19 protein-coding genes are annotated in these 22,352 nt (G+C 60.1%); 6 read left to right on the top strand and 13 right to left on the bottom strand.

The features are described 5' to 3' along the window. Nucleotides 1–10 precede the first annotated feature (10 nt). The 9 genes from AWB75_RS31590 to AWB75_RS37420 all read right to left on the bottom strand — a co-directional run bounded on the left by AWB75_RS31590 (nt 11) and on the right by AWB75_RS37420 (nt 9,229). Nucleotides 11–1,636, bottom strand: a complete 1,626-nt coding sequence (locus tag AWB75_RS31590) for a hypothetical protein (protein WP_061127936.1) — start codon at nt 1,634–1,636, stop codon at nt 11–13. A gap of 5 nt (nt 1,637–1,641) precedes the next feature. Then, a complete protein-coding gene (locus AWB75_RS31585; RefSeq protein WP_061127935.1) occupies nt 1,642–2,298 on the bottom strand; it encodes a toxin co-regulated pilus biosynthesis Q family protein in 657 nt (218 codons plus the stop codon). A 5-nt stretch (nt 2,299–2,303) separates the two neighbouring features. Further along, nucleotides 2,304–2,726 (bottom strand): lytic transglycosylase domain-containing protein, encoded by a 423-nt coding sequence (locus AWB75_RS31580; protein WP_061127934.1) that lies wholly within the window; start codon nt 2,724–2,726, stop codon nt 2,304–2,306. Next, the gene (locus AWB75_RS31575; protein ID WP_061127933.1) at nt 2,723–3,973 is read right to left on the bottom strand and encodes a hypothetical protein; all 1,251 of its coding nucleotides are present in this window, start codon (nt 3,971–3,973) and stop codon (nt 2,723–2,725) included. The genes AWB75_RS31580 and AWB75_RS31575 overlap by 4 nt, the downstream gene beginning before the upstream one ends. Then, complete coding sequence (locus AWB75_RS31570) at nt 3,970–4,773, bottom strand: transglycosylase SLT domain-containing protein (protein WP_061127932.1); 804 nt, start codon at nt 4,771–4,773, stop codon at nt 3,970–3,972. The genes AWB75_RS31575 and AWB75_RS31570 overlap by 4 nt, the downstream gene beginning before the upstream one ends. Then, on the bottom strand, nt 4,766–6,013 hold the full coding sequence (locus tag AWB75_RS31565; RefSeq protein ID WP_061127931.1) for a TrbI/VirB10 family protein: 1,248 nt from the start codon (nt 6,011–6,013) through the stop codon (nt 4,766–4,768). The genes AWB75_RS31570 and AWB75_RS31565 overlap by 8 nt, the downstream gene beginning before the upstream one ends. Nucleotides 6,014–6,015: 2 nt before the next feature. Beyond that, entirely contained in the window at nt 6,016–6,900 is an 885-nt protein-coding gene (locus AWB75_RS31560) for a TrbG/VirB9 family P-type conjugative transfer protein (RefSeq protein ID WP_061127930.1), read from the bottom strand. Nucleotides 6,901–6,902: 2 nt separating this feature from the next. Next, a complete protein-coding gene (locus AWB75_RS31555) occupies nt 6,903–7,607 on the bottom strand; it encodes a type IV secretion system protein (protein WP_061127929.1) in 705 nt (234 codons plus the stop codon). A 1,298-nt stretch (nt 7,608–8,905) separates the two neighbouring features. Next, complete coding sequence (locus AWB75_RS37420) at nt 8,906–9,229, bottom strand: hypothetical protein (RefSeq protein WP_143746570.1); 324 nt, start codon at nt 9,227–9,229, stop codon at nt 8,906–8,908. A 12-nt stretch (nt 9,230–9,241) separates the two neighbouring features. On the opposite strand from AWB75_RS37420, the gene AWB75_RS31545 reads away from it, so the two are divergent. The 5 genes from AWB75_RS31545 to AWB75_RS31525 all read left to right on the top strand — a co-directional run bounded on the left by AWB75_RS31545 (nt 9,242) and on the right by AWB75_RS31525 (nt 15,910). Further along, the gene (locus AWB75_RS31545; protein ID WP_143746568.1) at nt 9,242–10,126 is read left to right on the top strand and encodes a hypothetical protein; all 885 of its coding nucleotides are present in this window, start codon (nt 9,242–9,244) and stop codon (nt 10,124–10,126) included. A gap of 444 nt (nt 10,127–10,570) precedes the next feature. Continuing rightward, nucleotides 10,571–11,767, top strand: coding sequence for a ParA family protein (locus tag AWB75_RS31540; protein ID WP_061127926.1), 1,197 nt, complete (start codon nt 10,571–10,573; stop codon nt 11,765–11,767). Continuing rightward, on the top strand, nt 11,764–12,750 hold the full coding sequence (locus AWB75_RS31535) for a ParB/RepB/Spo0J family partition protein (protein ID WP_061127925.1): 987 nt from the start codon (nt 11,764–11,766) through the stop codon (nt 12,748–12,750). The genes AWB75_RS31540 and AWB75_RS31535 overlap by 4 nt, the downstream gene beginning before the upstream one ends. A gap of 251 nt (nt 12,751–13,001) precedes the next feature. Continuing rightward, nucleotides 13,002–14,186, top strand: coding sequence for a hypothetical protein (locus tag AWB75_RS31530; protein WP_061127924.1), 1,185 nt, complete (start codon nt 13,002–13,004; stop codon nt 14,184–14,186). Between the two features lie 1,520 nt (nt 14,187–15,706). After that, nucleotides 15,707–15,910, top strand: a complete 204-nt coding sequence (locus AWB75_RS31525) for a cold-shock protein (protein WP_061127923.1) — start codon at nt 15,707–15,709, stop codon at nt 15,908–15,910. Nucleotides 15,911–16,432: 522 nt separating this feature from the next. On the opposite strand, the gene AWB75_RS31520 is transcribed toward AWB75_RS31525, so the two are convergent. Further along, nucleotides 16,433–16,852 carry a hypothetical protein gene (locus AWB75_RS31520; protein ID WP_061127922.1) on the bottom strand — a complete coding sequence of 140 codons (420 nt, stop codon included), beginning with the start codon at nt 16,850–16,852 and terminating at the stop codon, nt 16,433–16,435. Between the two features lie 961 nt (nt 16,853–17,813). After that, nucleotides 17,814–17,942 carry a hypothetical protein gene (locus AWB75_RS39220; RefSeq protein WP_268807888.1) on the bottom strand — a complete coding sequence of 43 codons (129 nt, stop codon included), beginning with the start codon at nt 17,940–17,942 and terminating at the stop codon, nt 17,814–17,816. Between the two features lie 320 nt (nt 17,943–18,262). On the opposite strand from AWB75_RS39220, the gene rpoD reads away from it, so the two are divergent. Next, nucleotides 18,263–20,320: an RNA polymerase sigma factor RpoD gene (rpoD, locus tag AWB75_RS31510; RefSeq protein ID WP_061127954.1), complete on the top strand. Its 2,058-nt coding sequence runs from the start codon at nt 18,263–18,265 to the stop codon at nt 20,318–20,320. Nucleotides 20,321–20,540: 220 nt separating this feature from the next. Here the strand turns inward: rpoD and AWB75_RS31505 are convergent, their stop codons facing one another. Further along, nucleotides 20,541–21,923 (bottom strand): hypothetical protein, encoded by a 1,383-nt coding sequence (locus tag AWB75_RS31505; protein ID WP_061127920.1) that lies wholly within the window; start codon nt 21,921–21,923, stop codon nt 20,541–20,543. Nucleotides 21,924–22,142: 219 nt separating this feature from the next. Further along, the coding region (locus AWB75_RS38920; protein WP_143746562.1) for a hypothetical protein at nt 22,143–22,352 on the bottom strand (210 nt) is incomplete at its 5' end.

The following is a 22,352-nucleotide window of genomic DNA, read 5'->3' as shown; positions in this document are numbered from 1 at the left end:
CACCTCGTGCTCACATCGACGGCACGACAGTAGCCGTGAGCATGATCACCTGGAAGGTCCGGCCCTTGTTCCAGTTGCCGGACATACCGGCAATACCGTTGTTGCTGGAGCCGTCATAACGGTTCGTCACCGCGCCGTACAGGACCACGGTCTGACCGTCCGACAGCGCGATGGTCTGATCATCCTTGCTGCCGAGAATGTCGGGCAACTGGATCTGCTGGAGCGTGGCCCCGGAGCCCGTGCTGATCGTGGTGAACGGCCCATTGAGCTTCGAACTGTCACTCCAGTACGACAGGATGATCTGGTTGTGGTCGTTGACCGACGGCAGGATGTTCACGAAGTCACCGACCGTGACCGACCCAGGCTGCAGGCCAGGCACGCCCGCCGTGCCACCGGTGAGCGACCCGACACTTGGGGTGGTCGCGGCGAGATATCCCTTGGTCTCGAACGAACCAATCGACACCGGCAAGCCATTGAGCGTCAGCTTCGTCTGCGTGTTGTCCTGCACCGTCTTGCCGAAGCTGTTCAAGCCGCTGATGATGGCGTTCGTGCCTTCGAACGGCGAGCCGGGCTTGAGCACCGAAAGGCCAACGCTGCCACCCGCGGCGGTCGCAAGCGAGATAGGAGACGTGAACGTGATCGCGTATTTCTTCAATCCATCGGAGATGCGGTTGAAGACAATGTCTGTGCTCACGCCCGCTTGCGAACCGTTGTTCATATCGATCTGCAGCGTGCGCACACGCAATGCGACCTGACGGGTCGAGATCGCATTTTCGCGAGCGAGCAGCACGCCCATCCGGTCCACCGCCTCCTTGGTATCGCGCACCATCACCAGTCGGCTCTGCGGATTGACGACCACCTCGCCCAACGGCGATTTCAATTTCTCGAGTTCCGACTGAATGATCGCGATCTGATCGAAGGTGCCGTCACGGCCGGTGGAAGTGACCGACGAGAACGAACCGGTATTGCCCACAGTGCCGCCGGTCGCCCCGCCCGCCTGACCGCCGGTCGAGGTGTCGGTGCCCTTAGACATGGTCGACTTGATCGACACTTTGCCCGGGATCGCTGCGATCGTGAACGTCTTCGTCACGAGGCGGCTGATGGAAATGGTCGTTCCATCGAACGACCAGTCGAGGCCGAGATTTTCAGTCACGCCACGAAGGTACTGGCCGACTTTGCAGTTGCACGGCTGCGCATAGACCGGTTCAACGTTCGCCTTCGCAAGCGACGATGTCATCGGACCCGGTTGCGACGGAGCAGCGACATTGGTCTTCGGGATGAACGCATCGCGCGGAATGAACACGTCCGGGCTCAGGTGCACCGGGTAGCCGGTCGCACTGGACACGAGCGTCGCAATCTTCGAGAGCGGCAAATTGCCAGGGAACACCACCGTCTTCTCGCGGAAGATCGCGGGCAGCGTCGCTTCATAGGCGACCGGCACGAGGCGATCACCGAGAAACGCGGTCGGCACATCCTCAACGAGCGCCATCGACTCGGGGCCATTGCCCATCGCCTTTGCGCCCTCCGCGTTGAGCGCATCGTATGCGTGGTTGACGTCCCATTGCGACACCGCGCAGCCGGTGAGCGAGATCGCCACAAGCATGGCGACGGCGGATTTGATTTTCGTATGACGCATGGCGATTACTCTTGGCAGTTTGCCGCGCGCGCGACCACGCGGATAACGTTGTTGGTGTGCTTGCACACGCGCGTGGGCGTACGCATATGATTAGTGGCCTGCATGAGTTGCGTCAGCACCGATTTGAAATCGCCCAAGAAGGTCGCATTGAATTCGAGCGGCAGATCGTCATCGATCTTCCATGCGAGTTGCCAGCCTTGCTGCTGCAGCCAGCGATCGAGCGCGTTGCGCAAGTTGATGTCTTGCGGCGTGATGGTGAGCGACAGCACTCCGCCCGGTGTACTTGATGCGGTGCCCGACGGAACAACGACAGGCGCGACGTCGAGCGAGGCACTCACGGGTGTCGGTGCGCCAGCACCGGGCAATCCAGTCGGAGCCGGAGTGCCGGGTACTGCCCGAGGCGCGGCGGGCGGCGCACCCGTTGAGGCGACCGGCGTTCCAGCCGGAGTTGCCATCGCCAGTTGCACGGGCGCAGGACGAGCGCTCGGCGCCGCGAGCATCTGCCATCCATCTCCCGGCGGCGGAGGGAGGCGCGACTGATCGGGGTCGGCCGCCGCTAGCGTCGAGACTGTGGTCAGGGCCAGACAAGCGAACAGTTGAGCGGACAACTGGGCGAACAGGCGCGCGATGCGATGCGTTTGAAGAGAAAGAATGGGCGTCATGTTGGTCAGTTCGCGCGCTGCAGGCGACGGTAAATGTTGTTGGCGTAGACGAGTTGTTTGCTCGACGAGACGGCGTTATAGGCACCGACGGCCCGCCACGTCGCGCCGAACTGCTTGATGTTCGATGCAAGAATCCACGTCCCGACGTAGGCGTTCACGCAGGCATCGAATAGGTGCTGGCGCGATATCCCAAAACGCGAAAGCTTCGGGAACCAGGTCGAATTGATCTGCATGAGGCCAATGTCTTCGCTGCCATCGCTGTTGCGATTCGTGACGTAGGGGCGCATGCCGGATTCTTGCTGCGCGATTGCGCGCACCAGTTGAACGCTCACACGGTGATAGCTCGCGGCGTCATCGATGCAATCGGCATGTGCCAACATCGGTCCGGCGGCGGCAAGCAGAATCGAGATCTGGAGCAACCGATTCATGACGCAGGCCGGTCGAAGAACCGCACGTCATGCTTGCGAAGAACGTTCACGACGTTGCCATCGGCATTGACAATGAATTGATCAGCGGTGCCATTGAACTTGTAGAAACGTCCCTTCTGTTCACCTGAACCCATATGCGCGACGTCCGCGACCGTGACCTTGCCGACCGTGTCAGCGAACTTGAAGAAGGTCGAGCCGTTCTGATCGAACACGCTTTGCAGGGCCGCCTTGTTCGCCGGGTCGAACTCGTACACTGTCCCTGCCACGCGCGCGACTTCCACCTTATCGGCGGCGTTCGAGATGGAGAAGCGTTCGGAGCGGTTGAACGTGAGGACATTCGTCGCGTCATCCCATTTAGGACGCAGCGATTTGCCGTCAGCATCGACGACTTTGAGTTCGTTCGAAGGCTTCGTGGAGAACTTGACTTGAATGTGGCTGTCGTCGCTGTCGCGGATCGCGACAGCACCCAGTTTCGCCGCAAGCACGGAGTCAGCCGGCGCAGCGACATTTGCGCCGCTCTGCTTGGCGATCTCGGCGATCGGATCTGCGGCGGACGAGGCAGACTGTGCTGCTGCCGTCGAGGGCGTCGCCGGTGCGTCGTAGTTCACCGCGACCGACTGTGGCGCCGAACGACGAAGCGCCACGTGATGCGCGTTGAAATCGACGTCCGCGTAGAGATCGGAGGCCGCGACGAGCCGATCCAGCGACTGCATCCAGTTCTCACCGTCGCGTGTGGCGAAGCTCATCGACGACGTCAGGTCGATATCCTTCTGTGCTGAGCCGGTCCACCCTTGCGGAACGAGCGCCTTCACCAGCTGCGACAGCGGCAGTGTCGCGCTCAACGCGCGCGTGCTCTCGAGGCTGGTGCGCGAGCCAATCAACGCGAGACGGCCCGAGAAACCGGCAAACGCCGGCGGGGCATCGGAACGGGCCTTGTCGCCAATAAAGCGATTGGCCTTTTTCCAGTAGGCCGTCGCGGTCGAGCCACCCACCGTGTAGTGAATCACCTCCGGCGTGCCCGCGACGACGACGTACGGACCCTGGCTGTGTCCGCCATCGACGCGCAGCGCCTGTCCCGCGCGCGGCTGAAAGTAGGTATCGCTTCCATCGTTGAAAACGAGCGCTGGTCGCTCGAGCACGTTGCCCGCAATCTCATAATCGAAATCGAGCGGGTCCGTGCCTGCAGCGCTCGCATTGAGCGTGAACGCGGCAAGCGCCAGTGTGAGAAGGGAAAGCGTATGCTTCATAGACCGCGTTCGATTTGAGAGAGGTGCTTGACGAAGCGCGCGAGATACTCGCGCCCAGGTGCAGGATTCGCGCTGTGGTAGTACGCAACCGCCTTCGCGGCGGAGTGAGTCAACCGAAAGTTCTCGTTGAGAATGTCTTCAGCGACACGGATATTCGTCGCCGGCGCGAGCGCGTCCCAGGGGCTTGCGAAACGCTTGGAGTGGTACCCCCAGTTGATTTGCAAGAGACCTATGTCGAAGTCCGATCTGCCATGGCTGATGAGATAGCGAATAGCGCGATAGGCGTCCTCTCGGGTGCGGAAGAAGAAGCCGCGACCGGCCACGTTGAGCGTCCATGGCCAAGGTCGGCCGTTATAGGCCGACTCGTTGAGCGCAATCCCTGCGAGAATTTTGGGATCGACCGAGGTATGCATGGCGTCAAACGGCGCTTGCGCCGAAGCGCATGCCCAACCGCCTCGCCGCTCGGTCATGCTGGCCTGCGCGTCGTCGGTCAACGCAGCCGGACGCAGCCACCCTGCGCGCACGAACAACGTGGCGAGACTGACCGGCGCGCCGTCGATCGCGACAGCAACGGATCCATCGGCGGCCGACTCAATCGCCTGCCCTTCGAAACGGGTTGCCCACGACTGGAACGGCTTCAATCCGCACGCGTACACGGGCTCCCCAGGCAACTCGACAATCGCGCGTTTCGTGCCGTCATCGAGCACCACGCGCGTCGGGCTGATGATCGAATCGATCGTCGCCGCGTGAGCGGTAAGTGTGCAAACCGCAGCGCAAGCCGTGACGAGTGCCTTAATCATGGTATGGCTCCATCACGATGTCCTGCGTGACCTGAACCAGAAACTTCTGGCCAGGGTCGACCGTGATCGTCGGCGGGAGGTTCTGATTGCGTTGCAGGACAGTCTGGGCGGTCGCGGCCGCGACCTGCCCCGCCGTGCTGCCGTAAGTTGTCACGCCGTTCGGGGTCGCGGTCGTTGCAGTCTGCGCGCCGTTGTCAAAGGCCTTCAGCAAGATCGCCGTGATGAACCCCGCGCCGAAGATCTTGAGGAAGTGGTTGTTCACGTCGCCGGAGAAGCCCGCATAGCCGTTTTGATCAGCGCCTTGCATGCCGTTGAGTGGCACGTTTTTGCCGTTCGGCAGACGCAGACTGGTCGATGCGACCAACAGGCGTTCCTGTCCCACCTTGACGTCGGCACTGTACATACCGTTGATGAACGACCCCTTTGGGATCATCAGACAGTCACCCCGCAAGCTGTCCCACACATCCTCATCGACCATGAGCGCGACGCGGCCCGGCTTGTCTGAGTTCAGCCCCTCGACGGTCTTGACGTGAATCGTATGCGGCGGCGTCAGCGTGCAGCCCGTCGAACGTCCATTGAACGTCGTTCGCTCGATGCCGCCGCGCGCGGCCGCATCATTCAGGAAGGCGCGATCGCGATCTTCAGGCGCCTGACCTTGCTTGGCAAGCGCGAGCGCAAGGGCATCCGCGCCTGCACTGCCCGCTGCCGCGCGAGCGGCGCGAACCTCTTCCAACGACGGGACACCGGCAGGCAACACGCCGGCGGCTTGCGTCGCGTTGCGCGAGGAACCGGCTTGCTTGAAAACTGACGCTGTGTAGATCGCATCCTGAGCGGCGCGGCGCGACAGGTCTCGCGTATCGCCGCCCTTGTCGACCTCATCCTTAAAGTCTGCGCCAGTAAGCATCGGCTTGACCGGTGGCTTCTTCGCAGCTGCTGCGTCGGATGCCGCGCGAGCGGCCGCCTCAGCGGCTGCGGCTTCGCGCTGCTGACGGATCATCTGATCGATGTCATTGCTGTTCGCAGCAGGCGCCTCAGTGCTGCTCTTCAGCGCCGTCGCCTTTTTGAGTCGAGCCTCTTCATCCGCCTTGCTGGTCGCCTGCAGCTCGTAGTAAAAGCCCAGGCCACCGATCACGACTGCGGCAAGAATGCCGATGCTCATGATCGCATTTCGCGGCGTCTTACCTTTGACGAGCGCCTCTTGCTCGGCGCTGCGGGCGGCGGAATCTGGTTTCTTCGCCACGGTCAGAACACTCCGAAGATCCGGCGGCGGCCGCGCGTCACCGTGACTTCATCCTTGCCCGAACGCAACACGATCTCATCAGCCAAACGCTGAAGAACGAGGAAATCGCCACGACGGGTAAAGTTCGCTACAACGCGATCGCCGTGATCGAGGATGAACGGCACGGGCCACTCTTGTGCCTTCCCGGGCATGCGCAACCAGACCGCGTGACCGTCATCGAATACGGTCTCCGGCGTGAATTCGGCCCGGCCGTCCACGCTGTAGTCCCAGTTCAGCTTGTCTGGAGCCACACTGATGCTGCCGGAATCGACGCCGCCACGACCGCCATTGCCGACGGTGCCGCTGGCATCGTCGCGCGCGCCAGCCCGGGCCATCGGGGCGCGGGGATATTGAAAACGCACGGTCTGATAGAACATGCCCCCCGCCGGCGAGGCGATGAGCGTGAAGTCGTATTCGCGCAGGTTCGTCGTCAGGTGCAGGGTGTTGACCAGATCCGCCTTGTGCGGCTTGATGAACACATGGTTCATCTTGTCGTCGTCGATTTCCCACTGAACGCTGTCGCCCATCGCGGGATCGGCAATCAGCTTCTCGCCCTTCTCCAGTTCGATGGTCGTGAGTTTCAGGGGCGCGGTGAGCACACGATAGATCTGGTCGCGGCTATACGGAAACACGCCAATGCGAGCATCGCCCGGCATCGTCAGCGGATCAGCACCACCATTGAAAGGATTGATCGGGCTCATCGGGTCGCCAGCGACCATTGCGGTGTTGAATCCGCTGCCCTCGCTCGACGGCTTTTTCGCCTCGGCTGCCGGTGTAGCGAACACGGCCCACGCAGCGAGGACGCACAAGCCGATAACCGGCCCTTTGTTGAACTTGGTAGCGGTCATGCTTATGCGGTCCGCTCGAGGCGGAAGAACGGAATGTAAATGCCGAAGGGGTTCGCCGTGAGCGCTTGGTCAGCTGTAGGCACGACGATCTGATAGCGCAAGGTCAACGCAAACTGCTTGACCTCGGGTTTGCCTACGGAGCCTGCCTGTGAGGTGGTCGTGGTGAACTCCACGAGCACCGTCGAGTCCTCCAGCAATGCGATGTTGCGAACGTCCACTTCGCGGATCAGCTTCGGATTGGCTGTGATCGCCTGAAACGGCGCGTCCAGCTTGAGCCAGTCGCGGAACTGGCCCGTCGCGGCGCCGATCATCTGCGCCTTCACGGAATTGATGTTGGCGGTCATCCGTGAGGTCTCGAGCCGATCGGTCAGTACGGGCTCGATCGTGAACCAGCGCACCGCCATGTCCTTGACGGTCGTGCGGATCGCCTGCGAGTCAGGCTTGTAGGCCACGAGCTCGGTGACGATAGGATGGCCGCCGACGTCCGCCGAGACTCCAACGACGCGGGTCACCGACGGCGGCGGCTGGCGCGTCCAAACAGCCCCTGCCGCCACGAACGCGAGACCGAACGCGATGAGCATCCAGCGGTTTGCTTCGAGCTTGAGTCGGGTACTCGTCTCGAAGATGACCTTGCTCGGATCTTCCTCCGCGTACATGCCCGGAGCCGTAGAAAGCGCGGTGCGACGTTTGTTTTTAAAAAGACGCATGGCAACCCTTGTTGAATGGCTACCATTGAAACAGCGCGAACGTCCTTTTTTTCCCTGAAAGACGATGTGTTTTATGCGCCTTTACACGACACGACGTGGCGAAGCGCATTGCTGCGATAAGAGCTACCCGGATAGCTCTCTCGGCGAACAAATACGCAGTTTTTTGCGAGCTTTTCCAGACCAAGGCGAGATTCGGCTGTGCTCTAACCATGACCGGTACGGAAGGCCACCGTAGCCGGAAAAGCGCGGTTTCGTGTGCCGATTTGGGGGGTTGCGCTAAATGTCACATTTGTCGCACGCGAATTTACTAATACAAATCATATAGTTAGTGAACTTTACACTTTGGCATCCGAGCTACCCAGATAGCTCTGTGATGGTTTTGATGCTCATCGGGCGCAAGCCGCGGTAGCGTTTCCTTCAAGGCGCCGAGGACGAACTCTGCGTGGTCAACACACGATCGCGGAGTAAGGTCGGGCGAAGGTGGTACGGCGCGTAGTCGTCGCGAGTGATTAGCTTGCGCAGTTGGCCGCAAAGATCCGTGAACGCTTGATGCAACGATTTCGAGCGCTTTGTGGAACGGAACGACCTTGATGACCGTCCGGCGCCAAGGCCACCAGTCCGAGTTCTTCAACTGGTCCGAACGTTGGCGCTGTCGAACTGGAAGCTTCTTCCTACAACGCTCGAACTTTCTCCCTAACGCGTGTTCCTCTGCGGCTTAATGCACGCGCGCTCAGTAGCAGCTAGGGGCTCCGTCTCACGTTCGCTTTTCAAGCACGCGAAATCGATGGTCCCATGCTACAGCGCACGCAAATAGGCGAGCGGGTTGATCGTCTTTCCTGATTTCATTGAGGGGATACATGCACCACACCGTCGGAGAGTTTGTACCGCTTCCCCGGGGCAATGCCATGCCAACAAATGTCGATTGGAGTAATCAACCCAGCGGTTGCAAGCCAAGGTAACTCGCGCGGAAGCGCGCTTCCTTCGAAGAGCCCCAGCGGTTGTCTCGTTGAAAAAGATCGCTTAGGTTCACTATTTACCTATCGCACGGATGCAACGCCGTTCCGCCCCCCAGGACTTCTGACGATTCCGCCTCGGTTCGGACAGAGGTCAGTCCCAGCGTATCTAGACCCCGGCGCGTGAAAGTGGACATTGAAACTGTCTCGGCCCGCTCGGGCTCGCTCGCAAGGACGTCATCCCGGAACTTGTTGGTCCCTTCGGCGGGTAATTAGCTTCATACGAACGGCATGGGCCGAAGGCTGCCGATTTAGAGCATGATGAAGTCGGAGTCGTTGTCGGATTTAGCCGTTCGTCGCCCCCAACCGCTCGAGCAGCGCGCCTGCAACGGCTGTGAGTTCCACTTGAAGACTATCGAGCTTGGAAAGAACGGATGGGAGATCGGTCTCGGCGTTCAAAGCTTTCGGAAAGTCCTCATTTCGGCGAACCATTTCCGCTAGTCGCAAAAAACCTAACAAACAAGAGAGCGGATGACAGAAACACAACGTTTCGGCGAGTAGCACCTCCCGTTTTGCACGGTAACGACGCTCGAAAAGCCGGGGAAAAAGGCGCTCTTTCGCGGGATTGCCACGCGCCGCGATCTGGGAGAATGAAAACGAACAAACCATGGAGCGTAAGTCTTGCAGACCGTAGAAGGACGTCCGATCGCGCGAAATCCGCTGCTGCTCGCTGAACTCTATTTCTCCGGTCTTGCGAAGGAGAAGTGGACTTCTCAGAAAGAAGCTCTCGCCGCACTAGGCCATCTGACGCCGAGTGTGAGCCGTGAAGAGTTGAGCCGGGCCATTGGCGTGTCGAAACTGCCGCCACCTGTGCTCTCACTTTTCCAAGCCGCGGGAATATGGAGCAGCACGGCGCGAGAACTCGTGAGCCTTGCGAGAAAATACGGACCCCATGCGCTTGAGGAGCGCGCCCGGCTCATTGATGCTCGCGGCCTGACGTGGCATCAAATCGTCAAGCTGCTGGACGGCCAGGAGCCTGTTGCGCCGAAACGTCGGTCGAAAGCCAGCTCCCCTCTTGTGCTGGCGGCTATGTACGAAAACGGAGTCGCCGATGGCCGGTGGGATTCAATAACCGAAGCGGCCGAATTGCTGGGCTGGAGTAAATCCCACCTCAAGTGGGCAGTGGCAGTGTCGCGGCTCCCTGCACAAGTGTTGCAGCTTTTTGACGGAAAAATACTCGTTAACGCAATTGGCGATGTTCTTCTCCATGTCCACGAGGTCATCGGCACGGCCGAGATGATCCGTCGCGCGGACGAATTGCTGCAAAAGCCAAAAAGACGCACCGTGGAGAAGATCATCGCACATCTCGTAGGGACCAAAGAGGAATCGCAGGTCAGCCTAAAGGTGCGCAAAAGCCGGAGCCAGCGCGTCAGCCGCTTTGTTTTCGAGTTCTCAGTTGAAGCCTCTGACGCGGACGAAATCATTACGGCCGGACAGGATTTTGCGCCGGTCGTCCAACTCGTGCTGTCAATGCTCCGGGTGCGAAACGCACAAGGGTCAAAATAAAAATTTCGTGTAAAGGGTGCACGAGGTCGGCAGCGTCATTGCGATGGTTTACGTCGACGAGGGCCCGCGATGCCGGAAGCAACCTGGCACATCTCGCGCCGACTATCGCAAGACGATTTCGGCCGCGTGATTAGGCAGCTTCGACGCTTCACGACCAACTCGGCCTTTTGGACGCGATCGCGGCATCCAGGTTAGGCAGGCGCACTCAGCGACCCCTTCTGCCTCGGGTCAAGGATTGTTTCACGTCGACGCTCTTGTTCCACACTTAACGTCTTTTCGCGAATTCCTCCCTGCCTGTCCACAGGACAACGCGCTCCGCGATTCGAACGGCGCAAAGTTAACTTGCGTTTACCACACGAGACGTCTAAAGTTCCTCTTGATTCTATCCGTCGGATCGAAATCTCGCTTATCGATAGAATAACCCCAAACGATGAAAAGTGGACCATGGACTTAGACCTCGCCAACCCGGGTAAGACTACGCCAGAAGATCTTATAAAGCTCGCTGGACTGTCCGACTTCATGTTGCAGAAGATCCGCGACGAGTTACTCGAACCTTTTCCAAGGAAGGTTCCGCCGATGCTCAGCTCGGCGCGGGTCCAGGAAATGTGCGGGATCGACGTCCAACGGATGGCCTATATGCTCAAAAAAGGTGAGCTGCCTCAAGGGAAACAAACGCGTCGAGGCTCGCCGCGTCAGTTCACTGTGGAAGAGGCTGTTCAATGGGTTAGGGCCGAGCTTGTTCCAACACCTCGATCGGGTCCCGGCAAAATTATTGCGGTCGCCAACTTCAAAGGTGGTGTGACCAAAACCACGATGTCGACAGTCCTTGCACAGGGGCTGGCGATGCGTCGTGGTCGGCGTGTTTGCCACATAGATCTTGACCCGCAAGGAAGTGCGACTACGCTGTACGGGATCAACCCGCACGCAGAAGTCGACGCTTCGCAGACGATCATGCCTTTGATCGAGGCGTACTTGAAGGGTGACGAGTTTGATATGCGTACCCTTCCTCAAGAGACCTACTGGCCCAACTTGGACCTGATCCCTTCGTCCACTGAGCTCTTTAATGCTGAGTTCATGCTGCCCGCGCGCGCATCGGCGGGCGCCCGCGGCGAGCGGTTCGAAAATGTACTTCACGCGGGAATTGAAGCTCTGCGCGACAGGTACGACTACATCATTTTGGATACGGCTCCGACGCTAAGCTATTTGACCATCAATGCAATCTTTGCAGCAGACGGGGTAATTGTGCCTGTAGTGCCTGACGTTTTATCGTTCGCGTCGATGGTGCAGTTTTGGCACCTGTTTTCGGATCTGGTGACAGGCATGGCAGCACGCGGAGAACAGTCGCGCAAAGAATTCGACTTCCTCGACATTCTTATCACGCGCATGACACCGAAGCCAGCGGCCAAGGCCGTCCAATCGTGGATTAGCCAACTCTACGGTAACCGGGTCATCCCTGTCGAAATTCCAGAAACAGATGTGGCGCGCAATACGAATATGCGGTTCGCGACCGTCTATGACATTAGCACGTATGAAGGCGGCGCCGAGACACTGCGACGGATTCGGACGCCCTGTGACCAGTTTGTCGATCGCGTTGATGATCGCGTCTCGGCTCTATGGCAGAAAGGGGGTAACGCATCATGAGCATGAAGAATTTTGCCTCCAAGGCCGCGAATATACGCCTCACAGATGAGGAGGCAGACGAGGCACAGAATCGAGCGGCGACGACACCTCGTACCGCCCCCGGTCAATTGATGCACCTCCAAGCGAAGTCGGAGCAACAGCAGGATGAGATCGACCGCCTCAAGAAGGAGCTGCAGGAAGCCAAGCAGATGGGCGGCGCCGTAGATGTGCCTCTTTCCGATCTGCATGAGGTCCCGGGCCGGCGCAGATACATGGCTCCAGAGAAGTATGCCGAACTGCGCGACAACCTGCGGCACAACAAGCTCATCCATCCAGTAGTTGTCCTGCCTCGCGCAGAAGGCGGATTCGAAATTATCTCGGGACACCATCGAAGCGATGCGTATCGTGAGCTAGGCCGCGAAACCATTCGTTGTGTGCTGGGAGAGGCAACAGCTGAAGAGGCCGATGAAGGAGCCTTCTTCGCAAATTTGATGCAGTCGGACCTTACTGACTATGAGAAGTACATTGGATTGAAGCGATTCCAGACGGAGCATCCAGAACTGAGCAAGGCATCTGTTGCCGAGCATGTGGGGATCAGTCCGTCTCATATCAGCGCTCTTTTGTCCTTCGAACGTCTCCCGCAGGAGGTTCGAAAGATTCTTGAAGCGAACATGGCGCTGTTGGGAGCGAACGCCGCGGCCGAGTTGGCGGTCCTCGCTGAGGCGGGCAAGAGCGACCGAGTGCTAGAAGCCGTCCAGCGTCTTGCGGATAGGAAGCTTGACCAATCGCAGGCGGTCAAATTCGCACGCGCTTCCGTCGAACCCAAGAAAGCAGCGACAGCAACAACGAACTTCAAGATCCGCTCGGGGAAGACAACCTGGTGCGACGTCCGCAGTGCAAAAAATGTCATGCGGATCGAATTCCAATCAGAAGAGATCGCGAACTCCGTCCGTGACGCGATCCGCAAACACCTTGAGCAGCTAGCACAGGCTCAAAAAACGTAAATTATTGATTTTTAAGATCTTCGTACTACGCAGCCGCTAACGGAGAACGAAATGAAGAAAGTTTGAGGCTAGAAAGACAAAGGCCCGCAGCTGGAAACTGAGGGCCTTTGCGATTGTGGGCTTGGCTGGAAACCTTGCCGCACTACTCCCCAGCTGGAAACTGGAAAGGGACTACAGACACCCCGGAGTGTAGCGCAACAAGATCGACAGTCAAGCAAAACCCATCCATTTACCGTAATGGACCGCTTGACATGTCTATCGCGCAACGCTTCGTTGCTGGCGAGGGTGAAGCACACCCCGAAGATTCGGCCGCCCTCACCGCTTTTCGCTGTGACTCGACCAACCTGCCCTGGATCATCTTCCGGGCGGCGTTTCGCGCCGCGCACATCGAACAGATTCCGCCGCGCGCTCGCGCTGTGCTCTCTGCCCTCGCTCGTACCGTCGACGCTGCCAAACCGTTCGGTGCCATCTTTGCGCGCCGTGAGCTGCTCACGGGCCGCGCCCTGCAATCAATGCGCACGTTCTATCGCAGTCTCGACGATCTCGAGATCGCTGGACTCATCGAGCGTCGTCCGCAGGGCCGCTATGTCGAAGCCGGCCTGTTTGGTCGCGCCTACCTTCATCTCACTGAACATGCCGCAGCTCTCCTCGGACTCATTGAGCCTCCGCGCACGCACGAGAACGGACCCGCCCAGACGCCCTCATCAACCGCACCCGCATCGGCCCAGGCTTCTCTGTATATACCGTCTGCCAATGTGGCAGACGGTGGAATATATAAGGATCTAAGCCCTTCTGTTTTTCAAAAGAGACAACCGGGCCAACTGCCTGCGGATCTTCAGCGCCTGCGCACCCTGGGTTTTTTTGATTTCTTGATTTTCAAACTCATGCGCGAGGCGCGTGAGCACGGCAAGCGCCTCTCCGATGTCGTGGAAGCCACCTGGGATCACCTCAAGCTCGCCAAGGCGCCGATCAACTACCTGCGCGCCCTGCTCCGCAATCCGGTCGATTTCGCCCTGCTGGTGCGCCGTCGGAACGCCGACCACCATGCCGAGCAAGCGCGCGCGCAGCAGCGCGTGGACGCCCAGGCCGTTGCCCTCCAACATGCCGGCCGCACGTTCATCGACGCGGACGACGCGCGGCAGTTCGTGATCGGGGCCGGTGGTGACTCGTTGACGATCTTTAGCCTCACGGAGCGCATTGGTCGGCAGGCCGCCGGATGGATGCCGTCGTTTGCGACGGCGCTCGCGTCCGGGAAACTTCGCCCAGCCACCGCGCTCGATCTCGAGCGCTTCGCCCACGCGCAACGCGAGGCGCTCGGCAAAACACAGCCTTGCACGGCACCGCTGACTCACCCAAAGCCGCCGGTGACGGGTGCGGTGCGGGCGCACATCGCCGGCCTGCGTGAGCTCCTGAAAGTGCGGGCAGCGGGCGCGTGACGTGGCGTACGCGACCGCCGTCTGAGTATCCGCATGAATCGCCCCGGCGTCGCGCGAGATCAACGAACGCACGGCCGAGCACGGCACTTGGACGGGGCCGACTCGCTTGCTGCAATAGAAAGATCATGTCCACAAAACTCCGCACATTGCCCGCATGCGCAGGTGCGACGGGCGCTCGAAAACCCGCTCTCAAGACGGCGATCGAGGCGCCGGGACGGCACAATCTGAGCGAGACGACGGGGTGAGACGACGGGGTGAGACGGGCGGTACGCCAACATCGAGCGCACGGGCAATGCAGGCGAAGCGAGCCGCCGACGCGGAGCACCGGGTCGGGCGGTGAACAATGCTAAGGACCAGAAGCGAATGCTCATCGACGATCGCTGCGCCGGTAGGCGTGCCGGTCTCAAGATGTCCGCGGTCCCCGCGCCGATCATTCGTGCCGCGCACCTATTCGCTAGAGTCCGCAGGCAGACGAGGAAGTGCCAGGCGTCACGCGAGCGAAATGCCGGGGCGAACCCCAAGCGGCTCACGGTCCTGGCCAGACCGACTACGCGAATTGTCCGCGCCGTTCACTCGTAGAGTGCCGACGTGCGGACGACCTCTGCAGCCGTCCCCAGACGACCAACAATGGTCCATAGCGCCGCACAAGAAGCGACGCTGTCGGACGATCGGTACGGCGCTTAGCGGCAACCTTGGCGTGCAACATCGCCTGCCGCGAGTACGGAAAGTCCACGCTTTCAGACGAAACGTGGCAGCGCCGGTGTGGCGTTCTGGAGGCTTTGCCGGCCGGAACTGGGGATCGCGAAACTGGACTCGGTGGAACGGACGGTGGGCCGTCCGTTGATGTCTGCTGGCCGGTTCAGATCTCGTGAGCCGACGATAAGCGGCCACGCACGACGGCGCGGCCAATGACCGATCGAATCGCGTGAGCAGCGCGTTTCGTGCCGCGGAGACGTCGGACCGGTCGTGACATTCAGCCCCGCGCCGGCAGCGCGTCGCGAGGCGCGAGGCTGGTAGCCTCGGGCACCGAATTGGCGCCGGATTCGACGCGGACGCCGCAACCAAGTGAAGGGTCTCAGAACGGCCTCTGGCGCCTGGACGCCGGACACGGCGCCGCCACCCACTCATTGGCAGGTCATTAAACGGACCGAAGGACAGCGGTCGAGTCGACGTCATCACACGCGCATCTGGGCCCTCCGTGCTCGGTTCATTCGCGCCGACCGGTGGGCGAGAGGCGTCGCCTGCGCGTCGCGGTGGGTCCAACCATCGATCCAGGCGCGCATCGAGTGGTCGATCGAAGGCTGCGCACGGCAGCCGTTTGTACCGTTTTCGCGCGCCATGGGGCGATGCAGGGAAGGGCGAGCGAGTTCACCCAAGGCGCACGCAATGGCATTCAGACTGATTATTCGGAAGGGGGCCGCGTCATGATCTTCTCGGTTGCCTAGTGCGTGCGAGCAGGTCAAGATAGCGTCCGGCGCTCGCGAGGGCGGGGCCGTCTTCAACTTTTTAGGTCAACAAAAATGGCAACTGGTACGGTCAAGTGGTTCAAGGACGACAAGGGTTTTGGCTTCATTACGCCTGATGGCGGGGGTGACGATTTGTTCGCCCATTTCTCGGAAATCCGCGCCGAAGGTTTTAAGACACTCAAGGAAGGGCAGAAGGTGACGTTCGACGAGAAGATGGGTCCGAAGGGCAAGCAGGCAGCGAATATCAAGCCGGCGTAAGCACTCGCGGAAAAATGGGCAGTCATCGTCCGGCAGGCGCCGACGATGTCCGCCCATCGAACCGTCTCCGGACCCGCACATCGCGCTCTCGTTCGCGTGCGTCCTTCACCGGTCGAGCCGCGCGCGCAGCGAGACAGTCCGCCCGATGCAACCAGACGCTTCACCACCCAAACCGCTCAATGATCGCAGAAGAATCATACGGAGTCCTACATTCCTCGTGGATTCACGCGATCCTAGGGATTAACTCGGTGTGAAACATTGCTGCGAAAATGGCGTTCGAGCCTAACCGGTTGTTATAAAACAGATTTTCGACGAAATCGCGGCGAAATCGCGCATTGTTTCACGCGACCATGGGTCGGCACGCACCTTACATCACCATTTTGCGGCCCGTATTGCCTCAATATCCCTGTTGGGCGTTCGTGCGTATCAAACGAAACGAAATCCGTGCGCATTGATATACCTTGGGCAAAAATCGGTTTCCCGGCGTGGTAGGCACCGTCCCAAGGCCGGCTCAGTGCCGGCTTAGTGGCCAGCTGAGTGGCTGGTCGCCGCGGCACGCAGCGGGGAGGTTCGATCACTGGCAGCGAAACAGTCGAGTCGGTGGCGGGCGCCAAGATGAACGTGCCTTGGTGCGTTTGCGAGCTGACGATCCGATTGGCGCAGCACTGCCTCGAAAAGCGGGATGTCGTTGGCGTCGAGTGTCCAAGCCCGCGCGTGTTCGGCGCGTTGCAAAACGCGCTCCATGGCCGCCTCTGCGCACGCGTAGATGATCAAGTCGGTGTCGCCAAAGCCCGCGTCCTGAATATAGTAGGCGAGATAGATCATCCGGATCAGTTCATTGAACAAATACGCAGAGCCGGAGCCACTTCGACATGCGACAAAGGTCAGATGATTCACCAGGGAGATTTCTCGCGCCGCGGTCTCTGGCATCGGCAGCAACATGGCTTTGTTGAGGGGCTTGCGCGAGGACGCACGGGAAGGTCGAGAATGTGGGCGGCGAGAAGGCATGCGGCAAAAAAACATCGAAGAGAGTTCCGCGTCATGCGGAGTTCTGCGAATCCTACCCGTGCTTCAAGGCGACGTCTGTGGCTCTTCCCGCGCCGGCAGCCGACGACCCGGTCTGAATGGAATGCGTCATTTCTGTTTGGCGAGCCCCGATCCATGCGTGAACTGTGGCGCTCGGGAGATGGGGCCGCCGGATGCCTATTCGAGATGCAGTCGGGGATCATGTTCGACGGTCCCGGCGCCTGCGTATTCGATGCGCGCAAAAAAACGGTGCGCGTCTTGGCGCGGCGTTTTCAAGAGCCTTCGACTGCAGCTTGCGATGTGAAACCCTGAGGACACGATGGTCAGGATTGAGTTGGAACTGGACGATAGCGTGCATGCCGCCCTGCGCTCGGTGGTCGCCCGCTGCAACGCGGCGCACAAAAGCAGCGGCGGGGCGAACACGCACGGCGAGCTGAATGTGAAGAAACTGCTGACGCTTTTGGCGGAAGACGCCGCGATGATGCAGAGTCGGCCGGGCTCGTGGGAGGCATTCGACAATGTAGCAGGTGCTCGACGCGCACGGCTATCCGTCCTGCAGCGAGTCGTGAGATGCAGACCGAAGCGGGGAGGGCGCAGGCGGGCCGGGACTTTCGCGGGTAGAACCGACAACACCAGAAGTCGGGGCGTCGACAACCTTCGCTTCCGTGACTGCGCTCGCTGCTGTGTCTTCGCGGGGCGCTTGGAACACCGGATGCCGCACCTCATCTGAACGCCCCCGCCGAACGCCTGTCGCAAGTTGCATTTGAGCTTTTATCCAATGGGTCGATCGCCCCGAGCGGTATTGCGCATTGACCCGCCTGGTGCCGTCTTTGGCGTCTGAACCCGCGCGGTACCTGAAACACTCCAGCGACCCATCTCACTCGCCCGGTCGCGCCGGCCGCGGCGCGTCATTCTCATCGTCGCCCTGCGAACGTTCGATGGGCGCACGCAACGGCTGCGTCGTGTCGATGCCGGCCATCTGAAGTGCGGCGTCGATGCGCTTCAAGGGCGAGCGGAAATCCAGCACCCAAGGGCGGCGAACATTCGTCGTCGCTGAGCACAGCGATGCCGTGGTGAACCGTGAACGCCCCCTCTATTTGGTGCGGCGCAGCAATTCGTGCTATAATTTTAGGCAGTGCTCACATCGCACTGACTCTTGATGCGCCATTTCATCCGGCCCGCTCGTATCAGCGGGCCGCGTCCCCCGCTCGTTCCGATATCACAAGCCGCGTCCGCCTTCAGCCCTTGAATGTCTTTGACGCGCCGGCCGCGATGTTCTCAGCCGCCGGACTCGCCGTCGCCGAGCACACCTGCCAAGGAGAATGCATGACAAGCTTTGATCGTGAGGTTTTTGGGTCCGCTACAACCGCGTTCGTGTCTAAGGCCCCGGGCCGACGTGGGTCCAAGGCCAAGGCTGCTGCACTTTTGCTGCCGATGGACACAATGTCCTCGGCTCTGCAGGATGAAGAGCGGCAACGCCAGATGCGCGCGCTGATCCAGTTAGGCAAGTCGCGCGGCTACCTGACTCACGCGGAGATCAACGATCACTTGCCCGACAACTTCGCGCAGACCGCTGCAATCGAAACTATCGTCAGCACCTTTAACGACATGGGCGTGGCGGTCTACGAGCAGACGCCGGATGCTGAGACGCTGCTCCTGAACGGCGTTACGCCGGCCGCCATCTCGGACGATCAGACCGACGAGGAAGCGGAAGTCACCCTCGCCACGGTGGATTCTGAATTCGGCCGCACCACCGATCCCGTGCGGATGTACATGCGTGAAATGGGCGGGACGGAATTGCTGACGCGCGCGGGTGAAGTTGAGATTTCGAAACGCATCGAAGACGGCCTTCACCAAATGATCCACGCGATTGCGGCCTGTCCGGCAACGGTCTCCGCAATCCTCTCAAGCGTGGAGCAAATTGAGGCGGGCGAATTGCGCATTGACGAATTGGTTGACGGACTCAATGAAGACGCCGCGGCGGCGGATGCGGGGGTCTCGGACTCATCTGATTCGGCTGAGCTCACGGCGGCCGCCGCCGACGGCGACGACGGCAATGACGGCAATGAGGAGAAAGGCGACGAAGACGGCGATGAGGTGGTCGACGAAGCGGTCGACGAATGCGGCGCGACCGAGCAAGAGGATTCGGCGAAGGCAGACGAGGCCCGTCGGAAACAGCTCACCCACGACAGCCTTGCCATTTTTGCGCGCGTGCGCGAGTTGTTCGCTCAACTTCCGCGCGCCGACGCGACCCAAGGCGCGGACGTAGTCGCCTTCGCACACGTGTGTGAGGCGATGCAGCGCGAACTGGCGCCCATTCGCTTTACGGCGCGAACCATCGATCGATTGTGCGCGCACGTGCAGCAGCAGGTCGCGCAGGTGCGCGCGATCGAGCGCCGTGTTTTGCAGATTGCCGTCGACCGATGCGGGATGCCGCGCGAGAAGTTTGTCGATTCCTTTCCGGGACATGAAACCGATCTTGGCTGGACCGAACGCATGGCCGTGGCGTCGAACAAATATGGCGCCGCGCTTGAGCGTAGTCTGCCGGCGATTCAGGCGGAGCAGGCAAAACTGATCGAGATCGAAGCTAACGCCGCTTTGCCGCTGCAGCGACTGAAGAAAATCAACCGGCAGATGATGGCGGCCGAGTCGAAAATGCGGCAGGCAAAGGGGAAGATGATCGAAGCCAACCTGCGCCTCGTGATCTCCATCGCGAAGAAGTACGTGAACCGTGGCATGCACTTCCTGGATCTGATTCAGGAAGGTAATATCGGCTTGATGAAAGCCGTCGACAAGTTCGAATATCGCCGCGGCTGGAAATTCTCCACCTACGCGACATGGTGGGTGCGGCAAGCGGTGACGCGTTCGCTTGCGGATCAGGCGCGCACGATTCGCGTGCCGGTGCATATGATCGAATCGATCAACAAGCTCAATCGGATTTCGCGCGAGATTCTGCAGCAGACCGGTCAGGAGGCGCATCCTGCATTACTGGCAGAGCGCATGGAATCGACCGAGGAGAAGGTTCGCGCCATGTTGACGGTCGCTAAGCAACCGGTGTCACTCGGGATGCCGGTGGGCGAGGACGCGGATGCGACGCTTGGCGACATGATCGAAGATCCGATGGCGGCGTCACCCGCAGACGCGGCCATGCACGCGAACCTGCGCGAAGCGATCGACGAGGCGCTCGATGCGCTGTCACCGCGTGAAGCGAAGGTACTACGGATGCGTTTCGGCATCGATACCGCGTCCGACTTCACGCTCGAAGAGCTGGGCAAGCAATTCGACGTGACGCGCGAACGGATCCGGCAGATCGAAAGCAAGGCGATGCGAAAACTGATGCACCCGAGTCGCGCAGACAAGCTCCGGCAATTTCTTGACCACTGAGTTCTTGAGCGTTGAGCCGCAGTGCCGCGTCGATCCCAGATCGATACCGCAACTCGACTATCGAGTCAGCGCCGTGCCGGAAACGGCGCGGGCTTGATGGGGCAAGCGTTCAGGCTTGCTGAATCGTCGCTCAAAAGAGAGAGCGGGTGGGTCGCTCGCGCTGGCGCCGCTCGCCGGACCCGGTATCGCAACACGATGGCCGTCGACTGCGGCCCCGCCGTTACAGCAATATCGCTTGCTGCAAAAGCTCGAGCGCTTTCAACTCGTCCAATCGACCCGTGCGTGCTTTGCCTGCTAGGGTTTTGATCAGGGCTTCCGCGATCGGCTCGATACCGTGAAGATTGTCCAAGCTGGTCACGGAAGGGGCGGAGAGCGGCATGGTTTTTCGCTGGGGCAGGGCGGAGGCGGGCAACGGCTCGATCGTTATCGGCGAGGCGGGTGGGACAAGCCGCTCGCTTTCTTCAAGTGAGTGGCCGACCAGCTCGCCAGGAGAATCACCGGCGTGATATTGCGGACCAATTTCGATCGTCTCTTCCTCGCTCGGGACATTTGCCGACACAGTTGAGCTTTGCGTTTCGGCCTGGTCGTCCAGATGAGTGCTTCCTGAGCGCGCCTTTGCTGCGGCACGCTTCCTTGGCGCGCTGTTCTGAGTTGCGAGCACAGGCGTCTGGTCGTGTTGAACGGATGCGCGGCTTCGCGAAGCAGGGGTGAGCAAACGCGACACCGCCTCCGGGATCTCGGCTTCAGAGCGTGGCGTATCGAGCCAGCCGACTGGCAAGCCAAGGCGTTCCGTGAAACGGCCGGCTTCGACATCGTCCATGCGTTTCTTGCCATGTAACCGATGGGCCATGTTGGATCCGCTTAACGCCATGACCACACCCAGTCTTACTTTCGATCCGTTGCGGGTCGTCAGCATGTGAAGGTTAGCGCGTCGAATGCTTTCGACATCGGCGCCGTCGTTCAAAAGCAGCGCGTGTTGCTGAGTCGATTTTTGAGATGCTCTGGATTTCGAAGGTGCACCCTTGAGGGAAGCATCCCGGCTCGATTGTTTGACCATCTCGCCCTCATTATTCCTGCTCGCTCTGGGCGAGCCGCCCGCTAATTTCTTTGGCATTTCCGCGTCCTCAGACGAACGAACTTCAAGCGATGGTTGTTGACCGACGTTGAGGTCAAGGGCAGGCTCACGTACTTCAGACTCTGCTTCCGGCTCTTCGTCCGCTTGTACGAAGTCGAGCGGTGACTTCAGGCGAGCAATGGTCTCGGGCGTGAGCGCGGGATGAGGCTGATCGAAAAAGCCGTGCGGTAGTCCGAGTGTGGTTTCCATGTGAAAAGCGGTCTCTGGCGTGAACCTTTCGCCTTTCATTAGTTCGGCCACCCGCGTCATACTGGAATTCAGCCCTAACGCGATATTCTCGGCGCCCACCGCATCGACCAGAAACTGAAATGAACGCGTTTTGAAGATTGAGGCGGTCTGAGCAGGGTCTGGAGCAGGCGCCTTCGTGTAGGTCTGTCTCTGTCGGTTGGACGAGGATTGGCTCACATGGCGAGGCTGGCGCTGGCCGCTGTCTCGAGATCCCGCATATCGCCCGCGGGGCTGACTCATGGGGTAGGGCTCCCTGCAATCGTTGACGTGCTAACTTCAAGATTATAGTCGAGACACCATTGATGTTTAGTCGGAGAAAAACCTAAAAGTCCCTTCTAGCTAGGAAGACTGCAGCAGCGCGGCCGGAGCGCCTGTGTATCGGTCAGGAAATGAATCAATAATTGGGAAAATGATTACTTGAAGCATATCCACGAACTTGTCGTTATTCTGCATTACTAATTACATCATCCATCCCTTCACGGCGTCGGCAAGCACATTCACACCCTTGACGATGCGCGTGCGGGAACCGTCATGGAACTTGACGTCTTTTGCACTCGTGCTATTGCTCCGGGTAAAAGTCGTTGACTCGACGCGGCGAACGCTCTGTCGATCTGCGAGGTTCGCGGGTGGTACGGTATTCAGGCGGCCTTGCGCGAGACGCCCGCGTCG

Source organism: Caballeronia catudaia (assembly GCF_001544755.2).
In the GTDB taxonomy this organism is placed as follows: Bacteria; Pseudomonadota; Gammaproteobacteria; order Burkholderiales; family Burkholderiaceae; genus Caballeronia; species Caballeronia catudaia.
This window is presented reverse-complemented; position numbering and strand designations above follow the sequence as displayed.